Here is a 17,670-nt window from a genome sequence, read left to right on the forward strand (position 1 = left end):
GATTTACCGACCCGGTGGCATAACGCGACCGGGTTTTTTATTTGTCATGGTTTTGCGTTACTCTTGCCCTTCAATGAGATACAGGGAACGCGTAATGAAAAAAGCAGGCTATCTTTTACTGGCGGTGATTGTAGTCGCCGCTGCTGCAGGTATCGGGTACTGGAAATTCACTGGTAACCCGGACGCATTACGCCAGATTGTTCTTCAGCAATGCCTGCCGCACCAGTTGCAGCAGCAGGATCCCACGCCGTGCGCCGAAGTGAAGCCGGATGCCGGATATGTGGTGTTCAAGGATCGTAACGGCCCACTGCAATACCTGTTGATGCCGACCTGGCGCATCAACGGAACGGAAAGCCCGCTGCTGCTGAAATCAGGTACGCCGAACTTTTTCTGGCTGGCCTGGCAGGCGCGCAGCTTTATGAGCCAAAAATACGGTCAGGAAATCCCTGACAAAGCGGTATCGCTGACCATTAACTCGCGTAGTGGGCGTACGCAAAATCATCTGCATATTCATATTTCCTGCCTGCGAACCGATGTCAGAAAACAGCTGGATGACAATCTGGCGAAAATCAGCCCCCGTTGGCTGCCATTACCGGGTGGGCTGCGCGGTCATGAATATCTGGCGCGTCGCGTCACGGAAAATGAACTGGCGCAACGCAGCCCGTTTATGATGCTGGCAGAAGAGGTGCCGGATGCGCGTGAGCACATGGGCAGCTATGCGCTGGCGATGGTGCGTCAGAGCGATGAGTCCTTTGTCCTGCTGGCGACCCAGCGCAATCTGTTGTCGCTCAATCTCGCCTCCGCTGAGGAAATTCAGGATCATCAATGTGATATTCTGCGTTAACCCCACCTAATCTGGCATTTACTCCGCATGTCTGTCCCCGTATTCTTGTTGAAAAAAATAACAGGAGACAGGCATGTCGCTCTGGCTTACACACCCTCTGTTTATCCCCTCTCTGGTGGTTGGCATTACTATCCTGCTCTGGGCGACGTCGCTACTGCCGGAGTTTATAACGGCGCTGCTGTTCTTTGCCGTGGCAATGGTTGCCAAAATCGCACCTGCGGATGTGATCTTTGGCGGATTTGCGTCTTCGGCATTCTGGCTGGTCTTTAGTGGTTTTGTGCTGGGTATCGCGATTCGCAAAACGGGGCTGGCGGACAGGGCGGCGAGAGCGCTGTCATCGCGATTGACCGATTCCTGGCCGTTAATGGTGGCGAGCGTGGTGCTGCTCAGTTACGCGCTGGCGTTTGTGATGCCGTCCAATATGGGGCGTATTGCGCTGCTGATGCCGATTGTTGCTGCAATGGCGAAGCGTGCCGGAATTAACGAGGGTACGCGCGCCTGGTATGGTCTGGCGCTGGCCGTCGGGTTTGGGACGTTCCAGCTTTCCGCGACGATTTTACCCGCTAACGTGCCAAATCTGGTAATGAGCGGCGCGGCGGAAGGCTCTTACGGCATCCACCTCAATTATCTTCCCTATTTGCTGCTGCATACGCCGGTTCTGGGCTGGCTTAAAGGCGCGGTGCTCATCATGCTTATCTGCTGGCTGTTCCCTGGCAAGCCCCACGCACCGCGCGATCTCACGCCAGCGGAACCAATGAGCCGGGATGAAAAACGCCTGGCCTGGATGCTAGCAGTGGTGCTGCTGCTGTGGGTAAGTGAAAGCTGGCACGGTATAGGGCCTGCGTGGACCGGGTTGGCGGCGGCGGTTATCACGCTGCTACCACGGGTTGGTTTTATCAATGGCGAGGAGTTTTCCTCCGGGGTAAATATCAGGACCTGCATTTACGTGGCGGGGATTCTGGGGTTGGCAATCACCGTTACCCAGACCGGCATTGGCAGTGCAGTGGGCGAGGCGCTGTTACAGGTGATGCCGCTGGATGCGGAAAAACCATTTACCAGCTTTCTCGCGCTGACCGGCATTACCACCGCACTCAATTTTATTATGACGGCGAACGGCGTTCCGGCGCTGTATACCACTCTGGCGCAAAGTTTTGCCGATGCGACTGGGTTCCCGCTGCTGTCGGTAATTATGATTCAGGTATTGGGGTATTCCACACCGCTACTGCCGTATCAGGCTTCGCCGATTGTGGTGGCGATGGCGCTTGGGAAAGTGCCTGCGAGGGCGGGGATGCTGCTGTGTATCGCGCTGGCGACGGCAACATATCTGCTTCTTCTGCCGCTGGATTATCTGTGGTTTAGCGTGTTGGGTAAGTTGTAAAAAAAGCCCGGTAGCGCTAACGCTTACCGGGCCTACAGTCTTGGAGGACGGGTCAGCGAAGCGCTACCCGCCTCAACAGCATTACGCCTGTTTAGCCGCTTCTGCTGCTTTAACGATGACCGCGAAGGCATCTGCTTTCAGAGAAGCACCGCCAACCAGCGCGCCATCGATATCCGGCTGAGCGAACAGTTCTGCTGCGTTCGCTGCGTTTACGGAACCGCCGTACTGGATGATAACTTGTTCAGCGATTTTCGCGTCAGCTTTAGCAATGTGGTCACGAATGAATTTGTGAACAGCCTGAGCCTGAGCAGGAGTTGCAGATTTACCGGTACCAATAGCCCAAACTGGTTCGTAAGCGATAACGACGCCTTCGAATGCTGCCGCGCCCTGAGTTTTCAGAACGGCGTCGATCTGACGTGCACAGACTTCTTCAGTTTTGCCCGCTTCGTTTTCTGCTTCGGTTTCACCGATGCACAGAACCGGAGTCAGACCTTGTTCTTTCAGCACGGCGAATTTTTTAGCGATCAGCTCGTCAGACTCTTTGTGGTAAGTACGACGTTCAGAGTGACCGATAATGATGTACTGCGCGCCGATATCTTTCAGCATTTCAGCACTTGTTTCACCGGTAAATGCGCCAGACAGGTTCAGGTCAACGTTCTGCGCGCCCAGGATAATGTGGCTACCGGCAGCGGCGTGTTTCGCCAGGTCGATATACATTTCCGGCGGAGCGATTGCTACTGCACAGCCAGCAACGCCAGCCAGTTCTTTACGCAGATTAGCAACCAGTTCGTTTACCATGTGGCGGCTGCCGTTCAGTTTCCAGTTACCCATCACTAAAGGATGTCGCATTTCATTTCTCCACGCTTGTCAGCGAATTAAGGAATATGGCCGCCCGTCAGGGCAGCATGGTCTGTGAAACAGTATAGAGATTCGTCTGCGGAAAGGCTTTGCTTTTTGTCATCAATTCGCCTTCTCAAGACTTTCTGATAGTGCCAGCTTAATCGGTTCAACAGCGAAGGTCAGCCCTTTTTCACCGTTATCTGCCACAACATAGCGAATTGCGCCTTCTGTTTCGGCGTAATAGTGTTTACCTTTGCCGGCAGCGAGCAGTTTTTGCAGCTTTTTCTGGCTCTGCTCTTTCGTCAGTAGCGGCGCGACGGTACGAATGACGGCGGTCATGTATTCCAGCGCTTTCGCTTTGGCCGCCTTTTGTTCTGGTCCCTGAATCGGCAACCAGGTTATCTGCATACTTTTGATTTTTAGCGTGCCGCGCTCAAGGGCGGAGGACGCATACAGGTTTTCATTGATTTTACTGGCCGCGCGGGTGAGGTTTGCCCGATCGCGGCTGCTGTCGATGGCGCGGAACTCATTCAGGATAAGCTTCGGATTCTGCGTATTAAAGTTTTCGCGAAACTGGCTAATCGACAGGTCAAAGGTCGGCGCACCCGCCAGTAAATAGGGGGCCGTGGTTGCCGTCGATGGCTCTTCCGCCCGTGCCGCAACGCTCGCGGTGAAGGCTGAAAACAATAATAAAAACAGTGTAAATCCTTGCTTCATCAATCGTACCTTTCGTTATGACTGCTCACGATTAAAACGGTAACTGTCGGGCTTGTCAAAAGGGTAAACTGTTCTGGAAGGTAATAATAAAGGAACTTACATGACCATACAGCAGTGGTTATTCTCATTTAAAGGGCGCATCGGGCGCCGTGATTTCTGGATTTGGATAGGTCTGTGGATCGTCGGAATGCTGGTTCTGTTCTCGCTGGCGAGCAAGCAATTACTCGATATTCAGACTGCGGCATTTTGTCTGGTTTGTCTGCTATGGCCGACGGCGGCAGTGACGGTAAAACGCCTGCACGATCGGGGACGTTCTGGAGCGTGGGCGCTGCTGATGATTTTGGCGTGGATGCTGCTGGCCGGAAATTGGGCGGTGTTACCCGGCGTCTGGCAATGGGCGGTTGGTCGCTTTGTTCCGACGCTCATTCTGGTCGGTATGCTCATCGATCTGGGCGCGTTCGTTGGCACCCAGGACGAAAATAAATATGGTAAGGATACGCAGGACGTAAAGTACAAAGCCGAGCGCCAGTAGTTGTCGACCGGAGAAGCGCAAGCGCCTCCCGGCAACCCTCACCAGTAGTGTTCAGCAGTCATATGGCCCGGTCGACGGCGCAGGTGTTTGGTCATCTGCCGGGTCTCTTTCAGCAGTTGCTGCGTGTCGCGTACCATTTGTGGATTTCCGCATAGCATCACATGGCTGGTTTCTTTATCCATTGGCAGCCCTACCGCCTTTTCCAGTTCACCGCTTTCAATCAGCGCCGGTACACGCCCGGTCAGCGAATCTACGGCTGTCTCACGGCTAACAACCGTCTGGATGCGTAATTTACCTTCGTAGCGCTTTTCCAGCGCCTGCATCAATGGCAGGTAGCTCAAATCGGCGGCATAGCGTGCGGCGTGGACCAGCACCAGATTTTTAAAGCGACCCAGATCTTTGCCTAGTTGCAGAATCGACAAATACGGGCCGATAGCCGTGCCGGTTGCCAGCATCCATAGCGTTTCGCAATCAGGGACTTCATCCAGCACGAAGAATCCAGCGGCCTCACTCACCACCTGAACTTCATCGCCAGGCTTTAGCGCCGCCAGTTGAGGGCTGAGTTTGCCGTCGGGAACCGTCACCAGATAAAATTCTAAGTCGGGGTTATCGGGCGCATTCACGTAGGAATAGGCGCGCTGGACGCGCTCACCGTCGATCTCAAGGCCAAGCTTGGTGAACTGACCTGCAGTGAAGGGAAGAACCGGAGCTCGCACGGTCAAACTAAACAGGGCATCGGTCCAGTTCTGCACCTTTGTGACTTTGCCTGTTACCCAATCTGCCATGGTTTTCTCCTGTCTGCTTTGATTGCCTTATCTTCGTTCGTTGGACGAAAGATTTCCAGCCCGGATGGGCTGGAAGGCTCTATTGATCAAATCAATTACAGGATGTGCGCCTGCACATCGGGATCTTTGCGATCGAGGTAGTGAATCGACTGAATGCGGCGGATCGTGCGTGATTTGCCGCGGATCAACAGCGTTTCGGTGGTTGCGATATTGCCTTTACGGCTAATCCCTTCCAGCAGATCGCCTTTGGTGATGCCGGTAGCGGAGAAAATGACGTTGTCGCTGCGCGCCATTTCATCCAGACGCAGCGCTTTGCCCGCTTCAATGCCCATCGCGGTGCAGCGGGCCAGTTCCTGTTCGCCAATACGACGGTTCTCTTCGCTGTCGCCTTTGACGTCATGGCGCGCCAGCAGGCGGCCCTGCATGTCGCCGTCCAGCGCGCGGATGACGGCCGCGGAAACCACGCCTTCCGGTGCGCCGCCAATACCGTACAGCACGTCAACTTCGCTGTCAGGCATACAGGTCAGAATCGAGGCCGCAACGTCGCCGTCAGGAATGGCGAAGACGCGCACGCCCAGTTTCGCCATCTCTGCAATAACCTCGTCATGGCGTGGTTTTGCCAGGATGGTGACGGTCAGGTCACTCAGTGGTTTGTTCAGCGCGGCTGCAATGTTTCGCAGGTTGGTTTCCAGCGACAGGTTCAGGTCGATGGACCCTTTTGCGCCAGGGCCGACAATCAGCTTTTCCATGTACATGTCTGGCGCGTTCAGGAAACAGCCTTTATCGCCTACAGCCAGCACCGCCAGCGCATTCGCCTGGCCCATTGCCGTCATACGCGTGCCTTCGATAGGATCGACGGCGATGTCGACCGCATCACCGTGGCCGGTTCCGACTTTCTCGCCGATAAACAGCATCGGCGCTTCATCAATCTCACCCTCGCCAATCACGATGGTGCCGTCGATGTTGACCTGGTTGAGCATAATACGCATGGCGTTCACCGCCGCGCCATCAGCGGTATTTTTATCGCCGCGGCCCAGCCATTTATAGCCAGCCAGCGCGGCCGCTTCGGTCACGCGTGAAAATTCAATGGCAAGTTCTCGTCTCATTGCAAACTCGTAGCTGAAAGGAATGGCGCGAAGTGTAGCACAGGGGAGGGGACTAGATTATTGATGTGTGTGCGGGGTTGCCCCCGCACGAAGATATTGCCGGACAAGGTAAAGTCGCCATCCGGCAATGACGAATTACTCGTCGTGATCTTCCCACGCCATGGCGCGTTTGACCGCTTTTTTCCAGCCGCTGTAACGGAAATTACGCTCGGTGGTTTCGATGCCCGGGCGGAATTCACGCTCGATGACCGCTTTCTCCTGCAGTTCATCCAGATTCTGCCAGAAACCTACTGCCAGACCGGCAAGGTAAGCCGCACCCAATGCGGTGACTTCGCGGACTTCCGGGCGCTCAACGCGCGTGCCGAGAATATCGGACTGGAACTGCATCAGGAAGTTGTTGGCGACCGCACCGCCATCAACGCGCAGGGCGTGCAGGCGAATACCGGAGTCAGCCTGCATCGCTTCCAGTACGTCGCGGGTCTGGTAAGCGATAGACTCAAGCGTTGCGCGGATGATGTGGTTGGAGTTTACGCCACGGGTCAGGCCGAAGATGGCTCCGCGTGCATACGGGTCCCAGTACGGTGCGCCAAGGCCTGTGAATGCCGGAACGACGTACACGCCGTTGGTATCTTTCACTTTGGTGGCGAAATATTCAGAGTCGAATGCATCGCTGATGAGTTTCATTTCATCGCGCAGCCACTGGATGGATGCGCCAGCCATAAATACCGCACCTTCCAGCGCGTAGTTCACTTCCCCGGTCGGTCCACAGGCGATGGTGGTCAGTAGTCCATTTTCGGACTTAACGGCTTTCTCGCCAGTGTTCATCAGCATGAAGCAGCCGGTACCGTAAGTGTTTTTCGCCATCCCTTCCTTCACGCACAGCTGGCCAAACAGAGCGGCCTGCTGGTCACCGGCAATACCGGAGATAGGAATACGAATGCCGCCTTTACCACCGATGTTGGTCTGGCCGTACACTTCAGAAGAACGACGTACTTCTGGCAGCATTGCACGCGGAATATCCAGCGCATCCAGCATCGTGTCATCCCAGTCCAGGGAGTGGATGTTGAACAGCATGGTACGAGAGGCGTTGGTGTAATCCGTTACGTGTACACGTCCCTGCGTCATTTTCCAGATAAGCCAGGTGTCTACCGTACCGAACAGCAGTTCGCCGCGACGAGCGCGCTCACGTGAGCCTTCCACGTGGTCGAGGATCCACTTCACTTTAGTGCCGGAAAAGTACGGGTCAATTACCAGACCCGTGTTATTACGGATGTACTCTTCCATACCGTCGCGCTTGAGCTTTTCGCAGATATCCGCGGTACGACGACACTGCCACACAATTGCGTTATAGATAGGTTTACCGGTCTCACGCTCCCAGACGATGGTGGTTTCACGCTGGTTGGTAATACCGATCGCTGCAATTTCATCGGAACTGATATCGGCTTTCGCCAGAACTTCTACCAGCGTGGAGCTTTGGGTCGCCCAAATTTCCATTGGGTCATGTTCTACCCAACCTGCTTTCGGGTAGATTTGCTCGAATTCGCGCTGTGAAACGCTAACGATATTCGCATCGTGGTCCATTACGACCGCGCGGGAGCTGGTGGTGCCCTGGTCGAGCGCAACGATATATTTTTTTTCAGTCATGATTATTTGTCCCGTAGTCACATTACTGCGAAGCTTTTTGTTGAGTGTTGGTCGCAACGTCTTTCTCTTCAATCGCGCAGACATCGCACGGTAAATGGCGACCAATCAGTTTGCGATATGCCCATGCGCCTAAAATCGCGCCGGTAATCGGGCCAAACACCGGGACCAGGAAGTAAGGGATATCACGACCACCCGTGAAGGCAATCTCACCCCATCCGGCCATCCAGGCGAAGAGTTTCGGTCCGAAGTCACGTGCCGGGTTCATCGCAAAACCTGTTAGCGGACCCATGGAAGCACCAATAACGGCGATCAACAAGCCGATCAGCAGTGGTGCCAGCGGACCACGAGGTACACCGTTACCATCGTCGGTCAGAGCCAGAATCAGCCCCATTAGAATAGCGGTAATGACCATTTCAACCGCGAAGGCCTGCACAAAATTGATATGCGGGTTCGGATAGGTCGAGAAAGTACCTGCCAGACCCAGGCTTTCGGTACTGCCGCGCACGATATGGTTAGTTTGTTCGAAATCGATGAAAAGATTGTAATAAAGCCCGTAAACCAGTGCCGCTGCGCAAAAGGCGCCGGCAATTTGCGAAATAATAAAAGGAGCAACTTTGCGTTTATCAAAACAGGCGAACAGCCAGAGTGCGATGGTTACCGCTGGATTCAGGTGTGCACCAGAAACGCCTGCAGTCAGATAGATAGCCATCGCTACCCCCAGACCCCAGATGATACTGATTTCCCACTGACCAAAAGTAGCCCCAGCAACTTTGAGTGCAGCGACACATCCCACACCGAAGAAAATCAACAACCCGGTACCGAGGAATTCAGCAATGCACTGGCCTTTTAAGGTTGATGTTTGACTCATAATCGGATCCTGAAGAGAGTTTAATGTTTATTGTATGCGAGAAGGTCACTGACATCCCCGGAGCCGGTAGGCACACTGTTAATTTATCGTTAACGCTCAAAAACGAGAAATATCGAAATTGAAATGTGTGTACTCCATCAACAAAATGAGCGTTATCGCGCCATTTCGCGGTATTTGTTATACAAAAATAGTGTGAGCTGAATCATTTCAATGATCAATTCGTTAACACTTAAGAGTTATGATAGTAATGTCACCAGGAGAAAGACGAAAAGTGTTGCAAACCGCAATCTGCGCGGGATGCCGCTGGACAGGGATGACGCGGCTTCATACAATCGGTGTTAAGTAGAGTGCGCTCGTTTTTATTAAGGCGTCGCCGGTTATCGGGACGAGGATTTTTATCCATCAACGCCTTGCAATTCAGGAGAGGTATGACGATGTCATTAGAAGTGTTTGAGAAACTGGAAGCAAAAGTACAGCAGGCGATTGATACCATCACGCTGTTGCAGATGGAAATCGAAGAGCTGAAAGAAAAGAACAACTCACTGTCGCAGGAAGTTCAGTCTGCACAGCAGCAGCGTGAAGAGCTGGAGCGTGAGAACAACAACCTGAAAGAACAGCAGAACGGCTGGCAGGATCGTCTGCATGCCCTGTTGGGGCGTATGGAAGAAGTCTAATCCTCGTCATATTTCACGTTATGGCGGCGTTGGCTGCGTACATTCACCCCAGTCACATAGTGGCCTATGCTCCTGGGATTCACTTACTTGCCGCCTTGCCCTGACGCGAAATCTATAGAGGATGTAGACTGTGAGTGCCTGTAGGCCGGATAAGGCGTAAGCCGCCAACCGGCAATCAGTGACAACGCATAAAAAAGGCACCTTGCGGTGCCTTTTTCACTTACTCGATATCGAGCGGGTCTTCGGAGAGGATTATCCCGGTGTTGTCGGCGTACAGGTGGTCGCCGGAGAAGAATGTCACGCCGCCAAAGTTGACGCGCACATCGCTTTCCCCAATACCTTCTCCTGAAGCACCTACCGGAATTGCGGCAATCGCCTGAATGCCGATATCCAGTTCTTCCAGATCGTCTACCTGGCGGACTGAGCCGTAGATGACCAGACCTTCCCATTCATTCTGTACGGCCAGTCGTGCCAGTTCGGCATCGACCAGCGCACGACGGACAGAACCGCCGCCATCGACCAGCAGAATGCGACCACGGCCATTTTGTTCGAGCAGATCGTACAGCAACCCGTTGTCCTCGAAACATTTTACCGTGATGATTTGTCCGCCAAACGACGACCGTCCTCCAAAGTTAGAGAACAGCGGTTCCACGACGTTGACATCTTCCTGATAGATGTCACAAAGCTCGGATGTATCGTATTTCATAGGCTTAACGTTCAGTTGCTGCGAGAATTTTTAGTATATCGCGCTATGTGTACTGTTGGCAAAATCATCAATTGTTAATTGATATTTGTCAGTTAAAGAGACCACTGACTTAAGAAAATTCCAACGACAAACAGCAAGTTAGTTAATAGTGCCGCTTTTACGGTGCGTTCCAGCATCGGACGCATTGCCGCAGGATCCATTTCGCGCATCACGTAACGCGCCTGTTTGAAAAGCAGCGGAGCGGCAAGGATAAACAGCCATCCCCACAGACTTTGTAGCGAAAACAGGTTAAACAGCGCCAGACAAACCAGCGTCCCCATCAGCAGGCAGGCATGGTAGCGGCGGGCATTGACGGCACCTAAACGTACTACCAGCGTGTTCTTGCCGTTCTCTCTGTCGCTGTTGATATCGCGCAGGTTGTTAACGTTGAGCACGGCAGTTGCCAGCAGGCCACAGGCGGTGGCAGGCAGAATCAGCGCCGGAATCAGCGTATGCGCCTGCAGATACCAGCTTCCCATCACGCTAAGCCAGCCAAAGAATACCAGCACGGAAATATCGCCCAGACCGATATATCCGTAAGGGCGATTACCCACGGTGTAGGTGATCGCCGCGATAATCGACAGGCCACCAAGTACCAGGAAACCGACAAAATCCGCCAGCGTGTGACAGGCCACAGCAACCAGGGCCAGACCCGACAGACAGATCAACACCACGGTAACGATCAGCGCACGCTTCATCTGCTGTTGGGTGATAACCCCTTTTTGCATACCGCGCAGTGGTCCAATGCGGTCGGGCTTGTCGCTGCCTTTGACGGCATCGCCATAGTCGTTAGCGAGGTTGGACAGAATTTGCAGCAGTCCTGCCGTAATCAATGCCAACAGAGCAACCAGCGGATCGAAGTATCCTTGCCACCATGCTAATGCCGTACCGACGATGATCGCCGCGAAGGCGAGCGGTAAGGTCTTAGGTCGTAAACTTTCCAGCCAGGCTTGTGAGCGGCTAATTTTTTGTTGTTCAGTCATATTTAGCGCCAATAAAAATGGGGCTTTATCAGCCCCATCAACAGTGATGAAAATGCATTGAACGCGATTATAGGATAAAACGGCTCAGATCTTCATCTGCGACCAGCGCATCCAGATGTTTGCTCACATATTCGGCATCAATTGTGATGCTTTGGCCGTTTAAATCGCTCGCATCATAGGAAATATCTTCCATCAGACGCTCGAGAACGGTATGCAGACGACGTGCACCGATGTTTTCGGTGGTTTCATTGACCTGCCAGGCCGCTTCGGCAATGCGTTTAATGCCCGATTCGGTGAAGTTGATGTCCACACCTTCGGTCGCCATCAGCGCTTTGTACTGGACGGTGATGGAGGCATTCGGTTCGGTAAGGATACGCTCAAAATCGCTGGTGGTCAGCGCCTGCAGCTCGACACGAATCGGCAGACGACCCTGCAGTTCCGGGATCAGGTCAGACGGTTTCGCTACCTGGAATGCGCCAGAGGCGATAAACAGAATGTGGTCTGTTTTCACCATACCGTGTTTAGTGGAGACCGTGCAGCCTTCAACCAGCGGCAGCAGGTCGCGCTGTACGCCTTCACGGGACACGTCCGGGCCGGAGGATTCGCCGCGCTTACAGATTTTGTCGATTTCGTCGATAAACACGATTCCGTGTTGCTCAACGGCGTCGATAGCTTCCTGTTTCAGCTCTTCCGGATTCACCAGTTTGGCCGCTTCTTCTTCAATCAGCAGCTTCATCGCGTCTTTGATTTTCAGCTTACGCGGTTTTTGCTTCTGACCGCCCAGGTTCTGGAACATGGACTGTAGCTGGCTGGTCATCTCTTCCATTCCCGGAGGCGCCATGATTTCAACGCCCATCGGTGCGGCCGCGAGATCGATTTCGATCTCTTTATCATCCAGTTGGCCTTCACGCAGTTTTTTACGGAACGCCTGACGCGCTGCAGAAGGTTCCTGCGGCTGCTCTGACTGTCCCCAGTTATTTTTAGCCGGTGGGATCAGCACGTCGAGAATGCGCTCTTCCGCCATCTCTTCGGCACGGAAGCGGTTTTTCTCGATGGCCTGAACGCGGACCATTTTGATGGCAGCATCGGTCAGATCGCGGATGATAGAGTCAACTTCTTTACCAACATAGCCGACTTCGGTGAATTTCGTTGCTTCAACTTTGATGAACGGCGCGTTGGCCAGTTTTGCCAGACGACGGGCGATTTCGGTTTTACCGACGCCGGTTGGGCCAATCATCAGAATGTTTTTCGGCGTAACTTCATGGCGCAGCTCTTCGTTGAGCTGCATGCGGCGCCAGCGGTTACGCAGGGCAATCGCCACGGAACGCTTAGCGTTGTCCTGGCCGATGATGTGTTTGTTCAGTTCGCTGACAATTTCGCGTGGGGTCATTTCAGACATGGGGGATCCTTACGCTTTGGAGTTCAATTCTTCGATGGTATGGAAGTGGTTGGTATAAATGCAGATATCCCCTGCAATATCCAACGCTTTCTCAGCAATCTCGCGTGCGCCAAGCTCGGTGTTTTCCAGCAAAGCGCGTGCAGCAGCCTGGGCGTAGGGACCGCCGGAGCCGATGGCAATCAGATCGTTTTCTGGCTGGATGACGTCGCCGTTACCGGTGATGATGAGTGATGCAGTTTCATCCGCAACGGCCAGCAGCGCTTCGAGTTTGCGCAGCATACGGTCGGTACGCCAGTCTTTTGCCAGTTCAACGGCAGCTTTCACCAGGTGACCCTGGTGCATTTCCAGCTTGCGTTCAAACAGTTCAAACAGCGTGAATGCATCCGCAGTACCGCCCGCAAAGCCCGCGATGACTTTGTCGTTGTACAGACGGCGGACTTTCTTCACGTTGCCTTTCATTACGGTGTTACCCAGTGTGGCCTGACCATCACCGGCGATTACCACATGGCCGTTACGGCGTACGCTTACTATTGTTGTCACGAGCAGACCCCTTGGTTACAAATGCAAAACACAGGCCCCGCGCAGTATGCGGGGCGTAATGCAAGTATAGATGGGGGGGATTTTGGGGGTTTCAACCCCCAGTGGCGAGTCGAATGCAGTTTGTGTGACCAGCAACTTTCAGGCGGCTGATGGTGTTGTCGGCATTCTCTTTGCCTTTGACCGGGCCAATGACCACGCGATTCCAGCCGTTATTGGTGGTAATACGTGAGTTGAAGCCTTCAAAAGCCAACTGCGCGCGCACGGTTTCTGCCTGCTCAGCGCCTTTAAATGAGCCGCACTGTACCATCCAGCGGCGTTCATCTTTTTTCTCCGCCGTCTGTTTTGGCGGCTGCGTTTCATTTGTTATCGGCGCGGCCGGCTGCGTTTTCGGCTGAGCGGCGGTGGTATGCGCAGGTGTTTGCAGTAGATCCTGATACGGCTGTTGGGCCGCCGGTTTTGGCTGCGCCTTCGGCTGCTGTACCGGTGCGGCTTGCGCAGTACGCGTTTGCTGCTGCTGGTACGGCTGTTCTGTTACCCGTTGGCGCGGCTGTTGAGCCTGCTGTTGGGTGTTATTCCACTGCTGCTGTTGCACCTGACGTTGACGCTGCAGCGTTTGCTGGCGTTGTTCCGCAGTTTGTTCGTTCCACGGTACTTCGTTGAGCTGCGTTGGCTGTTGGCGCATATCGGCCTGCATTTGCGCCAACAACTGGCGCTGCTCATTGGTAAGCTGATCGGCGTTCAGTACCTCGCCGCCTGCAGACGGTTCGGTAGGCGCACGTACGCCAGGCTGACGGCTTTCCAGCTCTTTGATGTATCGCCAGCGCTCTTCCGGTTTTGGCGGGATGCCATTACCGGTGACTTTCTGGTTTTGCAGCGTTTCGGACTCTTCTTTCTTGTGATGCGTAATGAAGTACAGACCACCGATAAAGGTCACGAGTACGGCTGCAGCAATAGCAACCATAGCGGGCGATACCGCAGGCGTATTGCGTTGTTTTTTCCGTGATGTGCTCTTCTTGCGCCGCGAAGGTGCCGGTTGGCCGCGACGTACATAATCTCGTTGTGCCACTATCGTTTCGCTGTATTTATTCGTTCGTCAGCCCGCCATGTTACTTAAGCGGCGGGCCTTTGACCAGACAGGGGAGTCCGAAAGCACTTTACTTTACGTCAGTGCCCGGGTAGTGCCCCGAATAATAAGCTCGCAGTCCAGTAAACGTGAGCCACTGCTGACGTTCTGACCTTGTAGTTGATCGAGCAGTAACAGCATAGCTTCACGTCCGATATCGAAACGCGGCTGTGCGACGGTTGTCAGGGGTGGATCACAAAATTCCGTGAGCGAAATATTATCAAAGCCAATGATGGATAAATCGTCAGGTACCTTCAGACCCTGACGTTTGGCGTAAGAGAGTGCCCCCAGCGCCATGACATCGCTGTGGCAAAAGACCGCAGTAGGTGGCTGTGGAAGCTCAAGGAGTTGCTTAAGCGCATTGGCTCCCGCTTCATAGGTAAAGTCACCACGCGCGATGAAATGCGGATCGACCGTAATTCCACTGCGGCGCAATGCCTGAACGTAACCTTGCAGACGGTAATGGCACAGCGGCATATCCTCTGGTCCGGCGATACAGCCAATGCGTTTATGCCCCAGTTCCAGCAGATAGTTCATCGCGTTGAAGGCGGCGGTGAGATTATCAATGTGCACGGTGGGGAGTTCCAGCTCTGGCGCGAACTCGTTGGACATGACCATCGGCGGCAAGTTGCGCTGCTCTTCCACGCTGGCATCAAACGGCAGTCGCGAACTGAGCAGCACCATGCCATCGATCTGTTTGGTGATAATGAGGTTGAGGAAGGTCTTTTCCTGCTGATTCTGGTGGGCGCAGTCGCCGATAAGCACCAGATATCCCTGCTCAGCGGCGGTCACTTCTATGCCGCGAATCACTTCGCTAAAAAACGGATCGCAGATATCCGGGACAATCACCAGAATGGTACGTGATTCATTACGCTTAACGTTGCGTCCCATTGATTGGGGTAAATATCCCACTTCCAGCGCAGCCTGTTCAACCTTGTTACGGGTTGACTGCGAGACTTTGTCCGGGTTCATTAATGCGCGGGATACGGTTGCCGTTGAGACTTTCGCCTTCAGAGCAACATCTTTCATCGTAGCGGCGGCAACCTGCTTATTCGGTTTCACTCTTTCTCCTCGCCAGAGAGCTGCTGGCACAGACTCGTCCTTGAATAGCCTTCATCTGAAACATTTTTATCAGATAGTTAATGGAAGCGGTTACAGAATTTTCATAAAAAGTGTGATGGATCTTTAATTTTACGATCCGCCTCGCATCGTGAGGGATTATCCCTCGATGGGATCGACATCCAGCACCCATTTAACCTTACGTGCATCGGGTAACGTATTGATCAGCGCCAGCGTGCCGCTGACGATATGCTGCAGGCGAATTCGCGACGGATGTTGCAACAAAATTTGCCAGCGATAGCGACCGCCGCGCTTGGGGGCCAGAGCGGGAACCGGGCCGAGCACCCACAGTTTGTCATCGGCAAGCGGACTGGCCTGGATCAGATTTCGCAACTGTTGTAAGAACATTGGCGCATGCTGGTTGTTATGATCTTCTGCCCGCACGATCACATGGCTGGTCCACGGTGGAAGCTGGAGCGTTTGTCGCTCGGCCAGCGCCTGCTCGGCAAACGCGTCATAACCTTTGTACAGCAAAGTTTGCAGCAGCGGATGCTCAGGATGGTGCGTTTGTAGCACCACTTCGCCCTGTTTCCCGGCGCGTCCTGCTCGCCCGGAGACCTGCGTGTAAAGCTGGGCGAAGCGTTCTGCCGACCGGAAATCTGCAGAAAATAGTGCGCCGTCAACGTCCAGAAGCGCCACCAGGGTGACGTCCGGGAAGTGGTGGCCTTTGGCCAGCATTTGCGTGCCGATCAGAATTCGTGCGCCGCCGCGATGTACTTCCGCCAGATGCTGCTCCAGCGACCCTTTACGGCTGGTGGTGTCGCGATCGATGCGTGAGATTGGCACACCGGGGAAAAAAGGGGCCAGAGCCTGCTCAAGCTGTTCGGTGCCGAGTCCAACCGGAACCATATGCGTTGAGCCGCAGGAAGGGCACTGACGTGGTATTGGGCGCTGGCTGTCGCAGTGGTGGCAGCGTAAATGGTGCTGTGCCTGATGCAGCGTGTAGTAGTGATCGCAGCGCGGACATTCGGCAATCCAGCCGCAGTCATGACACAGCAGCGCAGGAGCAAAGCCCCGGCGGTTCAAAAACAGGATCACCTGGTTATCCGCCTGCAGGTGCTGACGCATACGGGTGATAAGCGCAGGGGCGAGTCCGGCCTGCACCTGCTGACCTTTGAGATCCAGCACGTGCTGAGTGGCTGGGCGCGCATTTCCGGCACGGCGCGTCAGGCGCAGCATGCGATATTTTTTCTGTCGCACGTTGCACAGCGTTTCCAGAGCCGGAGTGGCTGAGCCGAGAATAATCGGGATCTGCTCGCTGTGGGCGCGATAAACCGCGAGATCGCGCGCATGATAGCGCCAGCCTTCCTGCTGTTTATAAGAGCTGTCGTGCTCTTCGTCGATGACAATCACGCCGAGATTTTTAAACGGTGTAAACAGCGACGAGCGCGTGCCGATAACAATCGCCGCTTCGCCATTTTTTGCTTTCAGCCAGGCCGAAAGACGTTCGCTGTCGTTCAAACCGGAGTGCAGGACTTCGACCGGCGCATTGAAGCGTTCGCGAAAACGGGCAATAGTTTGCGGCGTCAGGCCAATCTCCGGCACCATCACCAGCGCCTGCTTGCCCTGGGCCAGGACATTTTCCAGTACGCTTAGATAGACCTCTGTTTTGCCTGAGCCCGTCACGCCCGCTAATAGCCAGGCGCTAAAACTGTCCGCGGCGCTGTGAATCGCCCCGACGGCGGTGGCTTGCTCGGTGTTCAGTCGAAGACGCTCACCGGAAACCGCGTAGTGGGTACGCCAGTCGCTAAAACCAGGCGTTTCGCTCGCCAGATCGCACAGCCCTTTTTTCCGCAGCGCCTGTAATGCGGCGTCATTAAATTCGAGCTCAGCCACCTGGTCGCGCCAGATTTTTCCCTGGCGTAGCGCAGCCAGCGCCTGCTGTTGCTTGGGAGAGCGCTTGAGGCTGTTGAGATCAATAACCTGACCTTCTTCAGTGGCAAACCAGTACCATATGGGCGCGTTTGTCGCCGGGCGTCCCTGGCGCAGCAGAATCGGCAGGGCGTGAAACAGTACGTCGCCGATAGGATGGTGATAATAGTCAGCCGCCCACAGCAGCAGACGCCAGACGGAGGTCGAATAAACCGGCTCGCTGTCCAGCACTTCGAGAACGGCTTTCAATTCGCTCAGCGGCAGTTCGCTGTGCTCGCTGACGGATAAAACGATGCCCACGCGCTCCTGTTGCTTGCCAAAGGGCACGCGTACACGACACCCGGCTTTGGCGCTCATGCCTTCCGGCAGCAGGTAGTCAAAGGTGCGAGGTAGCGGAACGGGTAAGGCAACGTGCGCAACGGGCATTGAATCATCCTGACTTGAAATCTGGCGGGTTAGTATACACATTAGTGAAGGGTAGAATGCGGATCAGTTTGCATG

Annotated in this window: 17 protein-coding genes; 4 read left to right on the forward strand and 13 right to left on the reverse strand. The window is 54.3% G+C overall.

The genetic code is table 11. The features are described from left to right. Positions 1-94 precede the first annotated feature (94 nt). Both BZK42_RS19900 and BZK42_RS19905 read left to right on the forward strand, forming a co-directional pair. Positions 95-844 carry a CDP-diacylglycerol diphosphatase gene (locus BZK42_RS19900; protein WP_080859901.1) on the forward strand — a complete coding sequence of 250 codons (750 nt, stop codon included), beginning with the start codon at positions 95-97 and terminating at the stop codon, positions 842-844. Between the two features lie 73 nt (positions 845-917). After that, positions 918-2,222, forward strand: coding sequence for an SLC13 family permease (locus BZK42_RS19905; protein ID WP_080859904.1), 1,305 nt, complete (start codon positions 918-920; stop codon positions 2,220-2,222). 81 nt (positions 2,223-2,303) lie between these two features. Here the strand turns inward: BZK42_RS19905 and tpiA are convergent, their stop codons facing one another. Both tpiA and BZK42_RS19915 read right to left on the reverse strand, forming a co-directional pair. Next, entirely contained in the window at positions 2,304-3,071 is a 768-nt protein-coding gene (tpiA, locus tag BZK42_RS19910) for a triose-phosphate isomerase (RefSeq protein WP_003028783.1), read from the reverse strand. A gap of 111 nt (positions 3,072-3,182) precedes the next feature. Then, positions 3,183-3,779, reverse strand: coding sequence for a YiiQ family protein (locus BZK42_RS19915; RefSeq protein ID WP_016155250.1), 597 nt, complete (start codon positions 3,777-3,779; stop codon positions 3,183-3,185). Between the two features lie 100 nt (positions 3,780-3,879). Between BZK42_RS19915 and BZK42_RS19920 the strand changes: the two genes are divergently transcribed. Continuing rightward, positions 3,880-4,311 carry a DUF805 domain-containing protein gene (locus BZK42_RS19920; RefSeq protein WP_046276397.1) on the forward strand — a complete coding sequence of 144 codons (432 nt, stop codon included), beginning with the start codon at positions 3,880-3,882 and terminating at the stop codon, positions 4,309-4,311. 38 nt (positions 4,312-4,349) lie between these two features. Here BZK42_RS19920 and fpr read toward each other — a convergent pair whose 3' ends face one another. From fpr to BZK42_RS19940, 4 genes are all read right to left on the reverse strand, one after another. Further along, positions 4,350-5,096 (reverse strand): ferredoxin--NADP(+) reductase, encoded by a 747-nt coding sequence (gene fpr, locus BZK42_RS19925; protein WP_016157907.1) that lies wholly within the window; start codon positions 5,094-5,096, stop codon positions 4,350-4,352. Positions 5,097-5,191: 95 nt separating this feature from the next. After that, complete coding sequence (glpX, locus tag BZK42_RS19930; protein WP_016155253.1) at positions 5,192-6,202, reverse strand: class II fructose-bisphosphatase; 1,011 nt, start codon at positions 6,200-6,202, stop codon at positions 5,192-5,194. A 135-nt stretch (positions 6,203-6,337) separates the two neighbouring features. Next, entirely contained in the window at positions 6,338-7,846 is a 1,509-nt protein-coding gene (glpK, locus tag BZK42_RS19935; protein ID WP_016155254.1) for a glycerol kinase GlpK, read from the reverse strand. A gap of 22 nt (positions 7,847-7,868) precedes the next feature. Continuing rightward, positions 7,869-8,714 carry an MIP/aquaporin family protein gene (locus BZK42_RS19940; protein WP_016155255.1) on the reverse strand — a complete coding sequence of 282 codons (846 nt, stop codon included), beginning with the start codon at positions 8,712-8,714 and terminating at the stop codon, positions 7,869-7,871. Between the two features lie 428 nt (positions 8,715-9,142). Between BZK42_RS19940 and zapB the strand changes: the two genes are divergently transcribed. Further along, a complete protein-coding gene (gene zapB / locus BZK42_RS19945; protein ID WP_019077914.1) occupies positions 9,143-9,388 on the forward strand; it encodes a septal ring assembly protein ZapB in 246 nt (81 codons plus the stop codon). A gap of 220 nt (positions 9,389-9,608) precedes the next feature. Here zapB and rraA read toward each other — a convergent pair whose 3' ends face one another. The 7 genes from rraA to priA all read right to left on the reverse strand — a co-directional run bounded on the left by rraA (position 9,609) and on the right by priA (position 17,595). Continuing rightward, a complete protein-coding gene (rraA, locus tag BZK42_RS19950; RefSeq protein ID WP_008787034.1) occupies positions 9,609-10,094 on the reverse strand; it encodes a ribonuclease E activity regulator RraA in 486 nt (161 codons plus the stop codon). Between the two features lie 92 nt (positions 10,095-10,186). Next, positions 10,187-11,116 carry a 1,4-dihydroxy-2-naphthoate polyprenyltransferase gene (gene menA, locus BZK42_RS19955; RefSeq protein WP_016157915.1) on the reverse strand — a complete coding sequence of 310 codons (930 nt, stop codon included), beginning with the start codon at positions 11,114-11,116 and terminating at the stop codon, positions 10,187-10,189. A gap of 67 nt (positions 11,117-11,183) precedes the next feature. Continuing rightward, complete coding sequence (hslU, locus tag BZK42_RS19960; RefSeq protein ID WP_003028803.1) at positions 11,184-12,515, reverse strand: ATP-dependent protease ATPase subunit HslU; 1,332 nt, start codon at positions 12,513-12,515, stop codon at positions 11,184-11,186. Between the two features lie 9 nt (positions 12,516-12,524). Continuing rightward, positions 12,525-13,055 (reverse strand): ATP-dependent protease subunit HslV, encoded by a 531-nt coding sequence (gene hslV / locus BZK42_RS19965; RefSeq protein WP_003028805.1) that lies wholly within the window; start codon positions 13,053-13,055, stop codon positions 12,525-12,527. Between the two features lie 91 nt (positions 13,056-13,146). Continuing rightward, the gene (gene ftsN, locus BZK42_RS19970; protein ID WP_072034356.1) at positions 13,147-14,121 is read right to left on the reverse strand and encodes a cell division protein FtsN; all 975 of its coding nucleotides are present in this window, start codon (positions 14,119-14,121) and stop codon (positions 13,147-13,149) included. A gap of 93 nt (positions 14,122-14,214) precedes the next feature. Next, positions 14,215-15,240: a DNA-binding transcriptional regulator CytR gene (gene cytR, locus BZK42_RS19980; RefSeq protein ID WP_016157916.1), complete on the reverse strand. Its 1,026-nt coding sequence runs from the start codon at positions 15,238-15,240 to the stop codon at positions 14,215-14,217. Positions 15,241-15,396: 156 nt separating this feature from the next. Next, positions 15,397-17,595, reverse strand: coding sequence for a primosomal protein N' (priA, locus tag BZK42_RS19985; protein ID WP_016155264.1), 2,199 nt, complete (start codon positions 17,593-17,595; stop codon positions 15,397-15,399). Positions 17,596-17,670 lie beyond the last annotated feature (75 nt).

It is taken from the genome of Citrobacter braakii (assembly GCF_002075345.1).
GTDB classification, from domain to species: Bacteria; Pseudomonadota; Gammaproteobacteria; order Enterobacterales; family Enterobacteriaceae; genus Citrobacter; species Citrobacter braakii.